We start from the raw sequence: 13,776 nt of genomic DNA on the forward strand, positions 1-13,776 counted from the left end.
CATGCTTGCTGACGAGTCATCGGGGGAGGAGTCCTGGTGGCGCGACGCCGTCGTCTACCAGGTCTACGTCCGCAGCTTCCGCGATTCCGACGGCGACGGCGTGGGGGACCTCGTCGGGGCACGGGAACGGCTGGAACACGTGGCGGAGCTGGGTGCTGACGCCGTGTGGCTGACCCCGTTCTATCCCTCGCCCATGGCCGACGGCGGTTACGACGTGGCCGACCACTGCGGTGTGGACCCGCTGTTCGGCACTCTGGAGGACTTCGACGCCCTTGTCGAACGCGCCCATGCGCTGGGGCTGCGTGTCCTCGTCGACGTCGTGCCGAACCACACCTCCGACGCGCACCCGTGGTTCGTCGAGGCACTGGGCGCGGCTCGGGAAAGCCCGGAGCGAGAGCGGTACCTGTTTCGCGACGGTCGGGGAGAACACGGCGAGCTGCCGCCGAACGACTGGGAGTCGGTGTTCGGTGGTCCGGCGTGGAGCCGCACCGCCGACGGGCAGTGGTACCTGCACCTGTTCGATCCCTCCCAACCGGACCTCAACTGGCGAAACCCCCAGGTGCGGGCCGATTTCCGCGAGGTGCTGACGTTCTGGCTCGACCGGGGAGTGGACGGGTTCCGCATCGACGTCGCCCACGGAATGATCAAGCGCCCCGGGCTGCCCGACACCGGCCTGCGGCAGCAGATCGGGATGCTCGGGCGAGCCGAACTGCCGTACTTCGACCAGGACGAGGTCCACGAGATCTACCGGGAGTGGCGCGGCCTGCTGGACTCCTACAGCGGAGACCGCATCGGCGTGGCCGAGGCGTGGGCCCCCACCAGTGAACGACTGGCCCGCTACGTCCGCCCCGACGAGCTGCACCAGGCCTTCAACTTCGCGCTGCTGGAAGCGGAGTTCTCCGCCGAACGGTTCCACGCCGTCGTCGACGAATCCCTGCGGGAGAACTGCCGAGTGGGAGCCACGACCACCTGGGTGCTGGGCAATCACGACGTCCAGCGGCCGGTCACCCGCTACGGCGGCGGTGACGTCGGCCTGCGCCGAGCGTGTGCCGCGGCGTTGTTCAGCTTCGCGCTGCCCGGCTCGGTGTACCTCTACCAGGGCGAGGAGCTCGGCCTGCCGGAGGTGCTCGACCTGCCGGAGGAGGCCCTGCGGGATCCGATCTGGGAACGCTCGGGGCACACCAGCAGGGGCCGCGACGGGTGCCGGGTCCCGATCCCGTGGGAGGGGCGGCACCCCCCGTTCGGCTTCGGCCCGGAGGGTTCCACCGAGAGCTGGCTGCCGGTTCCCGAGGGATGGTCGGAACTGTCCGTGCGAGCTCAGCACCTGCGCACGGAATCGGTGCTGCGGCTCTACCGGAGTGCGCTGGCCCTGCGACGGCATCACCCCGCCCTCGGCGACGGTGCGCACCGCTGGGTGGACGCGCCGGAGGCCGTGCTGATCCTGCGGCGGGAACCCGGCTTCGTCTGCGCGACGAACTTCCGGGACGAGCCGGTGGAGCTGGAACTGCCCGGCGAACTGCTGTGCCGCAGCGACCGCGTCGACGCGGCACCGAGCTGGTCCGGGGCGCTGCCGGGGGAGACCACGGTCTGGTTGCGACAGGACCGGTGAAAGAGGAAGGAATCGGGAAATGAGATCAAGACCCGGCAAGGCCTCCTTGTGGACGGCGACGCTGGCGGCGTTGGCCACGGTTACAGCGACGGTGCCCGCCGCCGCGGCGGCCCCGGACGCTCCGGGGGCGCCCGGAATCGCCTCGGCGTGGACCACGGGAGCCAAGAACGGCGTCGGGACCTCCACCACGGTGGACTCGAAGGTCTGGCACACCCTCGGCCAGGGGAACCTCAACGAGGTCTACTACCCGCAGCTGGACGTGCCCAACGTGCAGGACATGCAGTTCGTGGTCAGTGACGGCCAGGGCTTCACCGAGCTCGAACGCGACGCCACGAACCATGAGACCCGGATGGCGGACCCGCGCGCGCTGGAGTACCAGCAGGTCAACACCGACAAGGACGGCCGGTACCGGATCACCAAGACCTATGTCACCGACCCGCAGCGCTCCGTGATCACCATGCGAGTGCGCTTCGAGGCGCTCAGCGGCGGTCCGCTCCAGCTGTACGCGCTGTACAACCCGTCCCTGGCGGGCAGCGGGATGGGCGACAGCGGTGCGACCGACTCGGGTGCCCTCGTCGCCTCCGACGGTGACGTCGCCAGCGCCCTGGTGTCCTCGACCGGCTTCGACGCCGCGACCAGTGGATACAGCGGAACCGCCAGTGACGGCTATCAGGACCTGGCCGACGACCACCGGCTGACCGCCACCTACGACAGGGCGAGCCAACCCGGAAACCTCGTGCAGACGGCGCGGATCCCGGTCGGGACCGACACCACCTTCACCCTGGCCCTCGGATTCGGCGACGACCGCGGCGCCGCTCGCCGGGCCGCGAACGCCTCGCTGGAGACGGGTTTCGATGCGCTGGAGAGCGACTACGTCGGTGGTTGGCACGACTACCTGGCCTCGTTGAACCCGGTGCCGGAGTCGGTGACCTCGCGCGGGCTGGAGACCCAGTACAACGTGGCCGCGATGACGCTGAAGGCCCAGGAGGACAAGACCCACCGAGGAGCCTTCATCGCCTCCAGCTCCATCCCGTGGGGACAGGCGAAGAACGCCGACGAGTGCTGTACCGCCGGGTATCACCTGGTGTGGGCTCGTGATCTCCACCACACCGCGACGGCATCACTGGCCCTCGGCGACGAAGCCGCCGCCAACCGCGCGCTGGACTACCTGCTGAAGGTGCAGCAGAACGAGGACGGCTCCTTCCCGCAGAACACCTGGCTCGACGGTGAACCGCACTGGACGAGCCTGCAGATGGACGAGGTCGCCCTGCCGATCGTGCTGGCCTGGCAGCTCGGCCGTACCGACGCCGCCACCTGGACGAAGCTGAAGAAGTCGGCCGATTTCATCGTCGCCAACGGCCCCGCGACACCGCAGGAACGGTGGGAGGAGGAGGGCGGTTACTCGCCGTCGACCATCGCCGCCGAGATCGCCGGACTGGTGACCGCCGCCGACATCGCCAGGACCAACGGTGACACCGCCGCCGCCGAGAAGTACCTGAGCACCGCCGACGAGTGGCAGCGCAAGGTGGAGGAGTGGACCTTCACCACGACCGGCCCCCACGGGGACGGTCGTTACTACGAGCGCATCGACGACGACGGCAACCCGAACAACGGGCACGAGCTGTGCATCAACAACGGTGGCGGCTGCCACGACGAGCGGGCGATCGTCGACGCCGGGTTCCTCGACCTCGTCCGTCTGGGCGTCAAGCCCGCTGACGATCCCGAGATCCTGGCCTCGCTGCCCGAGGTGGACGACCGGCTGCGCGTCGAGACGCCCAACGGTCCGGGCTGGTACCGCTACAACCACGACGGCTACGGCGAGACCGCCGACGGCGGCCCCTACGGGGGTCAGGGCGTCGGTCGACTGTGGCCACTGCTCACCGGCGAACGCGGTGAGTACGAGCTGGCGGCGGGGCGCGACGCCGGGAAGCACCTGGAGACGATGGCCCGCATGGCCAACGAGGGGCACCTGATCCCCGAACAGGTCTGGGACCGTTCCTCGGCGCACGGGTTCACCTTCGGTGAGGGCACCGGTTCGGCCACCCCGCTGGCGTGGTCGATGAGCCAGTTCATCCGATTGGCCCACAACATCGACGCCGGACGCAATCTCGAGACCCCGTCCGTGGTCGCCGACCGCTACGCACGCTGAAACCGTGCGTTCGAGGCGAGGCCCCGCCGCGGTGCGGGGCCTCGCCTGGTCCCGAGACAAGTCTCGAAGGTGATGTCTCCTCCCGAGGCCCGAGGGGCCCCGCCGTGGACGGGACACTTTCTTCTGTGGTCTTTACTGTTCAGGGCTCTACACTGAGTTCAGCGGGCGACATGAACAGAAACGATGTTCGACGCGCTGATCCGCCTTGACCGGGATCCTGCGCCCAGGCCGACAGCGAGCCGTCGTCTTCTGCGGGAGCCGACCGCTGCATCGCATTCCGCCGTGACGGTGGTGGTCGGACCCGTAGGTCGTCGACCCGGGGGGCACCGAGTCCTCCACTGTTACCAGCACGTGCTGATCAGCAGGGAGTAGAGCCATGCCGGAAGAACACGTTCCGCACCGCGCCCCGGTCGAGCAACTCCGCGATCGCTTCGACGGGGCCGTCCTCACGCCGGGTGACCCGGATTACGAGGACGCTCGCAGCGTCTTCAACGCGATGATCGATTCACGGCCGCAGGTGATCGCGCAGTGCGAGCACAAGCAGGACATCCGAACCGCGCTCGAGTTCGCCCGTCATCACGATCTCGGGGTCGCGGTGCGCAGCGGCGGTCACAGCGTCGCGGGAGCGAGCCTGGTCGAGGACGGGCTCGTCATCGACATGCGCCGGATCAACGCAGTCTCGGTCGATCCGGAGCATCGGACAGCCACTGTCGGCGGTGGAGCCGCGTGGAGGGATTTCGATCGGGCAACTCAGCCGTACGGCCTGTTGACCACGGGTGGTCGGGTATCGACGACCGGCGTCGCCGGTCTGACTCTCGGCGGTGGGTCCGGTTGGGTCGAGCGGAAGTACGGACTGGCTTGCGACAACCTCCTCTCGGTCGACCTCGTGACGGCCGACGGCCGCGAGGTCAGGGCCGACGAGCGGGAAAACCCCGAACTGTTCTGGGCCCTGCACGGTGGTGGTGGCAACTTCGGCATCGTCACCTCGATGACCTTCCGGCTCCACCACGAGCCGGAGTTCTCGATGGCCCTGCTGCTCTGGCCGGCGGATGAGGGGAGCAGGGTGACCGGTCACTACCGCGACTTCATGGAAGCGGCGCCCGACGAGCTCGGCGGTGGTCTGCTGTACCTCACGGGGCCGCCGGAGGAGTTCGTTCCGCGGAGCCTGGTCGGAACGCTGTGCTGCGCGGTTCTGGTGACCGATCTCGGAGGGGAGGAGGACCTGCGCACCCGGATCGCTCCGCTGCTGGACCTGCGGCCGGCTGCCCGGATGATCACGGAAATCCCGTACGCCGACCTGCAGTGCATGCTCGACGACCCGGCGGGGTACCGGAACTACTGGTCGGCCGAGTACCTGCACGAGCTGCCGGACGAGGCCGTGGAACTCTTCTGCGCCCGAGCGCACGACATGATCGTGCCCTCGCCCTCGCAACACGCGCTGGTGCGCTGGGGTGGTGCCGTCGCACGAGGTGACGGCACCGGTGCGATGTCGAACCGCGACGTTCCGTGGGTCGTACATCCGCTGGGGCTGTGGGAGAGTCCCGAGGACGACGCTGCGGCCAAGCGCTGGACGCGCGGTGTCCGTGACGACCTCCGGCCGTGGACCACCGGAGCGGTGTACCTGAACTTCATCGGTGACGAGGGTGCGGACCGGGTGATCGCCGGTTATGGCCGGGAGAACTACGAACGCCTGAGCAGGATCAAGGCCGAGTACGACCCCGGCAACGTCTTCAACCGCTGGCACAACGTGCGACCGACTCCCACCCCGGCTGCGGTCGTGGGCGGGGTGGTCTCGGAAGTGGTCGTTCCCGAAACGGTGGCCCCGGAACCCGGGGGGAGGCAGGAACCCCTCCCACCGGCTCCGGAACCGAGGTGATCCGCTCGCTCGGAGCGGTTGTTGTTCGACGGGCCCCCGCACCACGGTGCGGGGGCCCGCTCGTCTCGGACTCAGCTGTCGAAGGTGCCGTCCTTGATGGCGGCCACGAACGTCGACCACTGCGTGCGGCTCGTGGTGAAGTATCCGGCGCTGCGGTCCTTGGTGTCGCGTACGGCCGCGCGGTCGTCCACCCGCCCTACCTCGACACAGCTGCTCGTGTTCGCGCTTCGGCTGGACTTACGCCATCCGGTAGGTTGCTGCTGCAACGTCATTGGGTCGCCTCCATCTCACTGATGACCTCGGTGATGAGCTGTTCCGAGTCCTCTGGGGGCATCGCCACCTCGAGTACCGTAGCGACGGCCTGTCGGCACATGTGCACTTCCTGCTCGTGGAGGAAAAGACCTGAGCGCCGGTTCTCCAACTGCACGATCGGGGCCTGTTCAGACGCTCATCACCGAGTCCGGGAACGAGGTCGGGCCCGGGGAACCAGCATGAGTCTCCGGGACCGGTCCGAAGTCGCATCCCTGACCGGGGAGCTTCCCGCTGTCGCGGTGTGCGCGTGTGTCGACGACGTTCACCGCTGGTCGGCACCCGTGGCCGAGGCCGTCGACACGGTGCGTCTGACCGGTGGCGCTGCACCTGCCCGCACTGTCGTTGCGACGACCTGCACCTGACCGTGCGCCCCACGGACACCGGCCTGCCGCAGCACACGGCGGTAATGGCATGAGACTCCGGCCCGGATGCCCTCGACCCCGACCTCCGGCATCCGGGCCGGTCCCACTCGGACGGCCCGGAGCAGAATGGACGGGTGATCGTGCGCGATGCCGAGCCCGAGGACGCCGCCGAGGTGGCACGGGTTCACGTGCGCGCGTGGCAGGTGGGGTATCGCGGGTTGCTTCCGGACGAGTATCTCGGCGGGCTGCGGCTCGAGGACCGCACGCGCCGCTACACGTTCGGCGACACTCGACCCGATCAACCCGCGACGATCGTCGCCGTCCTGGACGGGCGCATCCTCGGATTCGCGACCACGGGACCGTCCAGGGACGAGGATGTGCCCGGCTCGGGCGAGGTTTACGCGATCTATGTTTCCCCGCAGACGTGGGGGCGCGGAATCGGTGGCACGTTGCTGATCGAAGCCAGAGCTCGGCTGCTCGCCAGGGGGTTCACCGAGGCCGTGCTCTGGGTGCTCGCGGGCAACGAACGAGCTCAGCGCTGCTACCGGGCCGACGGATGGCACCGCGACGGACACCGCCGGGAAGAGGATGTCGGGGGAGTGCCCACCGAGGTCGTTCGCCATCGACGTCGCCTGGACTGACCAGCGTGCCCCGCACCGGGGGGCGGTGCGGGGCACGCGGTCGTCAGAGCTTGACGGGGTAGTGGGGCTCGGGCACCTGCGGGGAGATGCGGCGCTCGACGAAGACGCCGTGCCAGATCATGAACACCAGCAGCGCCCACAGGCGGCGGCTGTGGTCGAGCACCCCGGAGCGGTGCTCCTCCAGCAGCTGGAACACCGCCGTCTTGTTCAGCAGCGCGTCGGTCTGCGAGTCCCGGATGATGTTGCGCGCCCAGTCGTGCATCTCGTCGCGCAGCCAGTGCTTGATCGGCACCGGGAACCCGAGCTTGCGACGGTTGAGCACGTGCGAGGGCACCACCTTGGCCAGCCCCTGGCGAAGCGCGTACTTGGTGGTGTCGCGAGTGATCTTCTGTTCGAGCGGGATCGTGCTCGCGACCCGGAACACCTCGTTGTCCAGGAACGGCACTCGCAGCTCCAGCGAGTTGGCCATCGTCACCTTGTCGGCCTTGGTCAGGATGTCGCCGCGCAGCCAGGTGAACAGGTCCACGTGCTGCATCCGCGTCACCGGGTCCCAGCCCTCGGAGGAGCGGTAGGCGGCCGCGGTGACGTCGGTGTGCGAGACGTCCGGATCGAACCGCTGCATGATGCTCTTGAGCTGCTCGTCGCGGAAGATCCGCGCGTTGCCGTAGTAGCGGTCCTCCAGGCTCAGCGCCCCACGCCGCAGCAGGTCCTTGCCGCGCACACCCTCGGGAATGGCCGTGGAGACCCGCCCCATGGCCTTGCGCAGCGAACCGGGAACGCGCTCGAACGGGGCCAGCGACAGCGGCTCGCGATAGATCGAGTAGCCGCCGAAGAGCTCGTCGGCACCCTCGCCGGAAAGCACGACCTTGACGTGCTGGCGGGCCTCGCGCGCGACGAACCACAGCGGAACCAGCGCGGGATCGGCCACCGGATCGTCGAGGTACCACACGATCAGCGGCAGCGTCTCCATCATCTCTTCGGGAGAGACCGTGCGCACCACGTGCTTGACACCGATCGCGGCGGCCGACTCGGCGGCCACGTCCACTTCGGAGTAACCCTGCCGCTCGAAACCGGTGGTGAAGGTGATCAGGTTCGGGTTGTGCTCCTTGGCCAGCGCGGCGATGGCCGTGGAGTCGATTCCGCCGGACAGGAAGGCACCCACGGTGACGTCGGCGCGCATGTGCTTGCCCACCGAATCGCGCATCACGTCGGCGATCTCGGTGTGCAGGCGGTCGGCGTCGGCGTCGTTCTCGATCGGGCGCGAGGTGAAGTTGGGGGAGAAGTAGCGCTCGGTGACGAGCCGACTCCCCGGTGCGACGGTGAACGAGGTGCCCGACTCGATCCGGCGCACCGAGCGGTGCAGCGACTCCGGCTCGGGGACGTACTGCAGGACCAGGTAGTGCTGGAGGGCACGTTGGTCGACGTCGGAGGCGAAGCCCAGCGTGCTCGCCAGGTCGAGCAGGCTCTTCTTCTCGCTGGCGAAGGCCACGCCGTTCGGGCCCACCGCGTAGAACAGCGGCTTGATGCCGAAGGGATCCCTGGCACCGAAGACCACGTGGCGTTCGTTGTCCCAGACCAGGAACGCGAACATGCCGCGCAGTCGCCCCACCGCCGACGGGCCCAGGTAGTGGTAGGCCGCGACGATGACCTCGGTGTCGCCGTCGGTGGCGAAGCGGGCACCGTGCTGTTCGATCAGCTCGGCGCGCAGCTCCAGGTAGTTGTAGATCTCACCGTTGAACAGGATCGTGTAACGACCGGGATTCTCGGGCGGACCCCAGGTCAGGGGCTGGTGGGAGTGTTCCAGGTCGATGATCGACAGCCGGTTGAACCCGAAGACCACCTCCCCGCCGTGCCAGGTGTCACTTTCGTCCGGTCCTCGATGCCGTTGGCAGTGCAGTGCGTTGGCCACCGCGTTGACGGCGTAACCGGCTTTCTCTTCAGTGGGACAGACCAGTCCAAGCAGGCCGCACACGCCTCTCGCGCACCTCTCGTGTCGGGCGGGTTCTTCGACGCTCCCGGCAGGGAGTTCTCGCCAAGTATGGGCTTCCAGTATGCCGTGTTGCCCGCGTGGGGCGGCACGCGCGGGGCATGTCGACGATTTTGTGGAGCTCACACCCCCGCCATCGGGGCCCAGCGGTGGTGATCTGGCCCCGCACACACCACCATGAGCGTTGGCGGGCCACCCCGAAGCAGTATCGCGACTACTGCTGGGCTAGGCTCACCACGGTATTCCGGCGGCTGATCACCCGCCCGGAGACGGGCATGTGATCGCTATACAGTGCCGCGCGGGCGAGTTACGCATCGAGGAGGCGTCGCGCAGTGGGCCTGACGGAGGGGACCCGAGTGCCACGGCTGATCAAGGTCGGTGGTCTGATCGGCCTGGTAGGTGTCGTGGCCACCGGATGTACGCCGGATCAGGTCCTGCGGTTCGGCTGGCCTGAGGGGGTTACCCCGCAGGCCGACGCGATGCGTCAGCTGTGGACCTGGTCGGTGATCGCGGCTCTCGCGGTCGGTGTGCTGGTGTGGGCCCTGATCTTCTGGACGGTGACTTTCCACCGCAAGAAGGGTGACGAGCTGCCCCGCCAGTTCCAGTACAACAATCCGCTGGAGATCATCTACACGGTCATACCGTTCGTCATGGTCGTGGTGCTGTTCTATTTCACCGCCACCACGCAGAACTACGTGATGGCCGATGAGAAGGAGCCGGACACCACCGTCGACGTGGTCGCCTTCCAGTGGAACTGGGAGTTCGACTACCCCGGTTACCGGACTCCCAACGGCGAGCCCGTCCGCACGGTCGGTACCAGTAACTTCACCCCGCTGCTGGTGCTGCCGACCGACTCCACCATCGAGTACCGCCTGAGGTCGAAGGACGTCATCCACTCGTTCTTCGTGCCCAAGTTCAACTTCAAGCGGGACACCTTCCCGGACCCTGACAAGAACAACCAGGACAGCGTCTTCCAGAACACCATCGAGCAGGAAGGCTCGTTCGTGGGGCGGTGCGCGGAGCTGTGCGGTACGTACCACTCCATGATGAACTTCGAGGTCCGCGCGCTGTCGCCGGACAAGTTCGAGCGATACATGGATCTGCGCACGCGGATCAACCCGGCCACCGACCAGCCGTACACGGCTTCGGAGGCACTGCGGGAGATGGACTGTGGTCGGTTGTGCACGCCGCACTCGGTGACCACGATTCCGTTCGACACCGAGCGTGGGGCGACCACCGAGGCGTCGGCGGGCAGCAACTAGGAGTGCCCTCTCCCAGGGCGGACGGCGTGATAGCGAGGACTCCATGAAGGTTGAAGCCAAGATCTTCAACATCATCACCTTTTTCTTCTTCTTGTCGGCGGTCATTTACGGCTTCTGGGCCAAGGAACCGGTGGGAACGGTGGCCCTGATCCTGGTCGGTGGACTGTCGCTGCTGATCGGAAGTTACTTCCAGTTCGTGGCCCGGCGCATCGAGCAGCGTCCGGAGGACAACCCGGACGCCGAGATCAGTGACGGCGCGGGCGAAGTCGGTTTCTTCAGCCCCGGTAGTTACTGGCCGTTCGGGCTGGCCGCCGCGGCGGCGTTCATGGGTCTGGCCCTGGCCTTCTTCTACGTGTGGATGATCGTGCTGGCCACCGGGGCGCTGCTGATCACGGTCGCCGGTCTGGTTTTCGAGTACCACGCGGGTCCGAGCCACGACTGATCCGAGCGGCGGTGGGGTGGGCGGTATGATCCTCCCGTCCACCCACTCAGCAGGAGGTTCATCGTGATCACCGCGATCGTGCTCATCCAGACCGCAGCCGACCGTCTCACCGAGGCGGCCCAGCAGATCGCAGACATCGAGGGCGTCGCCGAGGTCTACTCGTGTGCCGGTGACGTGGACCTGATCGCGATGGTGCGGGTACGCGAGCACGAGGAGATCGCCGACATCGTGCCCGGCCGGATCAACAAGATCGACGGTGTCCTGGACACCGACACCCACATCGCCTTCCGCTCGTACTCCCGACGCGACACCGAGGCGATGTTCTCCCTCGGTATGGAGGAGTAGGCAGGCGGACGGGGTGCGAGCTCGTCGCCCAAACCTGCTTCAGGAGTTCTCGAGCGTGTTGTGCAGGTCGCTGGAAAGCTTGGCCCAGCGGTGCAGCACGTCGGCGGCAGCTCCGGAGTCGATGGCCGTCGCCGCACGCTCGATACCCGCTGCCAGCTGAGCCTTGAGATCAGGTTCGGGCCCGTCGTAGGCGGCCAGCGCTCCGGCCGTGTTGATCAGAACCGCTTCCCGCACCGGACCGCGCTCTCCGGCGAGCAGTCGACGCACGGCCTCGGCATTGACGGCGGAGTCCCCGCCCTGCAGGTCCTCCGGATCGCTCAGGGAGATGCCGAGTTCCACGGGATCGATCCGCTCCTGCCGCACCCGACCCTCGTGGACCACCCAGGCCAGCGTCGGCGCCGTCGTGGTGATCTCGTCCATCCCGTCGTCGCCGCTGACCACGAGAGCGGAGTGGCCGCGAGTGGCGAAGACCTCGGCCATGACGGGGGCCATCGCGCGGTCCGCGCAACCGATCAGCCCCGCCGAGGGACTCGCGGGGTTGGTCAACGGACCGAGCACGTTGAAGGCGGTGGGGATACCGATCTCGCGCCGCGGGCCGGAGGCGTGCTTGAACGCCGGGTGGAAGAGCGCGGCGAAGCAGAAACCGATCCCCAGTTCCTCGACGCAGGTCCGCACTTCCGCCGGCGGCAGGTCGATGGCCACTCCCATGGCCTCCAGAACGTCGGCCGTGCCGCACTTCGACGACGCCGCCCGGTTGCCGTGCTTGACCACCGTCGCCCCGCACGCGGCGAGCACGATCGAGGTCATGGTCGAGATGTTGACGGTGCCCGTGCGATCCCCGCCGGTGCCCACGACGTCCACCGCGCGGGTCGAGATCTCGAGCGGGCGCGCGTGCGCGAGCATCGCGTCGGCCATCCCGCGGACCTCGGCGGGCGCTTCGCCCTTGGCCCGCAGGGCGACCACGAAGGCCGCCACTCGGGCGGGAGTGGCCTCACCGGTCATCACCAGGTTCATGGCCCACTCGGTGTCCTGGGCCTGGAGATCCCGGCCCGCGACGAGGTGCTGCAGCAGTTCCGGCCAGCTTCCTGTCATCGTGGGAGCCACCTCAGCCGCTCACCGGCGAGACACGCGAACGCAGCACCTCGGCCACGGTCTCCGCGGCCGACAGCGGGTCCAGCGGATGCACGAGTACGGCGTCGGCCTGGGACCACGTGGCCAGCCAGCGATCGTCCTTGCGGCGGACGGTGACCACGATCGGGGGGCATTCGGTGATCTCGTTCTTGAGCTGGCGCGAGATGCCCATACCGCCGGTGGGCTGTGCCTCACCGTCGAGGATCACCAGGTCCGCGGCGCCGGCATCGACCTCGCCGATCACCTCGGCCACCGTGGAAGCCTCCGAGTAGTGCACCCGGCCCACGTCGGGAGCGGGGCGACGACCGATCGCCGAGGTGATCGCTTCTCTGACCTCGGGCCGATGGCTGAACACGAGGACGGTCGTGGTCGTTGAGCTCATCAGCACTCCTTGGACGGGCGGCACGTGGCCACGGGCGACGAGGATCACCTCGATGCTATCTCCCCGGGTGGGTCCCACAGTAGTGCGTCACCGATATGTCGCGTTCAACCGGCCTGTTCGGGCTGCAGGGCGTCCCAGCCGAGGGCACGCCCCCGGAACCGTTGGGCGAGCCCCGCCATGCGGGAACTTTCCTGCGCGCAGTGCAGCGAGTCCAGCAGCTGAACACGCAGTGCGATCACCGTCACGGTGCGATCCTGGTCGTGGTGCGCGGAGTCCTCCGTGGGGCAGCCACGGGCGTCCTGCTCCCGCAGGGCCCAGCCGTCCTGTTCGACCAACGAGCGCACCGCGGTCACGTGGCGGGCGGGTACGGCGAGGTGATGCCGCAAAACCGCTGGTCGGTCACTGTTCCACGTGGTGGAGCGGCCGAGCGCGCCGGAGGCGGCCTCGGTTTCGTCGAAGGCTTCCACCACCGTGCGGAGCTCCGGGTCGTCGATGTCGAGCGACGGTGTTCGGGTGGATTTGAACCGCTCGCGCAGCCGCGCGAGCGGGGAGCGGAAGTTTTTCACTGTGGGTGACCTCCATGTTGCGATCCGATCAAGTGACGTTGTTGGGGTGGACCCGATCGGGCAGGCCGAACACGCGCAAGACATAATGCGTCGCGTGACAACGGCAGCGCCCTCAATGAGTCAACGTGTGCACTCGCTGAACCGTCCGAACATGGTCAGCGTGGGCACCATCGTCTGGTTGGCCAGCGAGCTGATGTTCTTCGCTGGGCTCTTCGCCATGTTCTTCACGGTGAAGGCGCAGAACGAAGGGCCGTGGCCGCCTCCGCCGGCCGAGCTCAACGTCTCCTACGCCCTCCCGTTCACGGTCCTCCTGGTGGCGTCCTCGTTCACCTGCCAGTGGGGCGTGTTCAAGGCCGAGCGTGGCGACGTTTACGGACTGCGCCGCTGGTACGTGCTCACTTTCATCTTGGGTGCGATCTTCATCATCGGACAGGCCGGTGAGTACTACACCCTGATGACCGAACACCACACCACGATGGCGACCTCGGCCTTCGGGACGGTCTTTTTCATGACCACCGGGTTCCACGGCCTGCACGTGCTCGGGGGGCTGGCCGCCTTCGTCTTCCTGCTGATCCGCACGAAGATGAGCAAGTTCACTCCGGCCCAGGCCATCGCCTCGATCGTGGTGTCCTACTACTGGCACTTCGTCGACATCGTGTGGATCGGCCTGTTCGCGGTCATTTACCTGGTCCCCTAGATGTTCGTTGCCGCT

Annotated in this window: 14 protein-coding genes; 8 read left to right on the forward strand and 6 right to left on the reverse strand. The window is 67.8% G+C overall.

Features of this window, described 5'->3' with window-relative positions; translation table 11 throughout:
- Position 1 precedes the first annotated feature (1 nt).
- From FHX42_RS14335 to FHX42_RS14345, 3 genes are all read left to right on the forward strand, one after another.
- Complete coding sequence (locus tag FHX42_RS14335; RefSeq protein ID WP_182544900.1) at positions 2-1,609, forward strand: glycoside hydrolase family 13 protein; 1,608 nt, start codon at positions 2-4, stop codon at positions 1,607-1,609.
- Between the two features lie 19 nt (positions 1,610-1,628).
- Positions 1,629-3,758 carry a glucan 1,4-alpha-glucosidase gene (locus FHX42_RS14340; protein WP_182544901.1) on the forward strand — a complete coding sequence of 710 codons (2,130 nt, stop codon included), beginning with the start codon at positions 1,629-1,631 and terminating at the stop codon, positions 3,756-3,758.
- A gap of 376 nt (positions 3,759-4,134) precedes the next feature.
- On the forward strand, positions 4,135-5,634 hold the full coding sequence (locus FHX42_RS14345; RefSeq protein ID WP_182544902.1) for an FAD-binding oxidoreductase: 1,500 nt from the start codon (positions 4,135-4,137) through the stop codon (positions 5,632-5,634).
- Between the two features lie 71 nt (positions 5,635-5,705).
- Here FHX42_RS14345 and FHX42_RS14350 read toward each other — a convergent pair whose 3' ends face one another.
- Positions 5,706-5,906, reverse strand: a complete 201-nt coding sequence (locus tag FHX42_RS14350; protein WP_220480372.1) for a DUF397 domain-containing protein — start codon at positions 5,904-5,906, stop codon at positions 5,706-5,708.
- Positions 5,903-6,064 carry a hypothetical protein gene (locus tag FHX42_RS27820; RefSeq protein ID WP_407926255.1) on the reverse strand — a complete coding sequence of 54 codons (162 nt, stop codon included), beginning with the start codon at positions 6,062-6,064 and terminating at the stop codon, positions 5,903-5,905. The genes FHX42_RS14350 and FHX42_RS27820 overlap by 4 nt, the downstream gene beginning before the upstream one ends.
- A 378-nt stretch (positions 6,065-6,442) precedes the next feature.
- Here FHX42_RS27820 and FHX42_RS14355 point away from each other — a divergent pair, with 378 nt between their 5' ends.
- The gene (locus FHX42_RS14355) at positions 6,443-6,949 is read left to right on the forward strand and encodes a GNAT family N-acetyltransferase (RefSeq protein WP_182544903.1); all 507 of its coding nucleotides are present in this window, start codon (positions 6,443-6,445) and stop codon (positions 6,947-6,949) included.
- A 43-nt stretch (positions 6,950-6,992) separates the two neighbouring features.
- Here FHX42_RS14355 and asnB read toward each other — a convergent pair whose 3' ends face one another.
- Positions 6,993-8,921 (reverse strand): asparagine synthase (glutamine-hydrolyzing), encoded by a 1,929-nt coding sequence (asnB, locus tag FHX42_RS14360; protein WP_182544904.1) that lies wholly within the window; start codon positions 8,919-8,921, stop codon positions 6,993-6,995.
- Positions 8,922-9,268: 347 nt separating this feature from the next.
- Between asnB and ctaC the strand changes: the two genes are divergently transcribed.
- The 3 genes from ctaC (at position 9,269) to FHX42_RS14375 (ending at position 10,985) form a co-directional block, all read left to right on the forward strand.
- Complete coding sequence (gene ctaC / locus FHX42_RS14365; protein WP_182544905.1) at positions 9,269-10,198, forward strand: aa3-type cytochrome oxidase subunit II; 930 nt, start codon at positions 9,269-9,271, stop codon at positions 10,196-10,198.
- Between the two features lie 43 nt (positions 10,199-10,241).
- Complete coding sequence (locus FHX42_RS14370) at positions 10,242-10,640, forward strand: cytochrome c oxidase subunit 4 (RefSeq protein ID WP_182544906.1); 399 nt, start codon at positions 10,242-10,244, stop codon at positions 10,638-10,640.
- Between the two features lie 63 nt (positions 10,641-10,703).
- Positions 10,704-10,985, forward strand: a complete 282-nt coding sequence (locus tag FHX42_RS14375) for an Lrp/AsnC family transcriptional regulator (protein ID WP_182544907.1) — start codon at positions 10,704-10,706, stop codon at positions 10,983-10,985.
- A 39-nt stretch (positions 10,986-11,024) separates the two neighbouring features.
- Here the strand turns inward: FHX42_RS14375 and trpD are convergent, their stop codons facing one another.
- The 3 genes from trpD to FHX42_RS14390 all read right to left on the reverse strand — a co-directional run bounded on the left by trpD (position 11,025) and on the right by FHX42_RS14390 (position 13,064).
- Complete coding sequence (gene trpD, locus FHX42_RS14380) at positions 11,025-12,077, reverse strand: anthranilate phosphoribosyltransferase (RefSeq protein ID WP_182544908.1); 1,053 nt, start codon at positions 12,075-12,077, stop codon at positions 11,025-11,027.
- Between the two features lie 13 nt (positions 12,078-12,090).
- The gene (locus FHX42_RS14385) at positions 12,091-12,498 is read right to left on the reverse strand and encodes a hypothetical protein (protein WP_182544909.1); all 408 of its coding nucleotides are present in this window, start codon (positions 12,496-12,498) and stop codon (positions 12,091-12,093) included.
- Positions 12,499-12,602: 104 nt separating this feature from the next.
- Positions 12,603-13,064: a hypothetical protein gene (locus FHX42_RS14390; protein WP_328796134.1), complete on the reverse strand. Its 462-nt coding sequence runs from the start codon at positions 13,062-13,064 to the stop codon at positions 12,603-12,605.
- Between the two features lie 85 nt (positions 13,065-13,149).
- Between FHX42_RS14390 and ctaE the strand changes: the two genes are divergently transcribed.
- Positions 13,150-13,761 carry an aa3-type cytochrome oxidase subunit III gene (ctaE, locus tag FHX42_RS14395; RefSeq protein WP_182544910.1) on the forward strand — a complete coding sequence of 204 codons (612 nt, stop codon included), beginning with the start codon at positions 13,150-13,152 and terminating at the stop codon, positions 13,759-13,761.
- The last annotated feature ends 15 nt before the right edge of the window (positions 13,762-13,776 follow it).

It is taken from the genome of Halosaccharopolyspora lacisalsi (assembly GCF_014137975.1).
Classification (GTDB): Bacteria; Actinomycetota; Actinomycetes; order Mycobacteriales; family Pseudonocardiaceae; genus Halosaccharopolyspora; species Halosaccharopolyspora lacisalsi.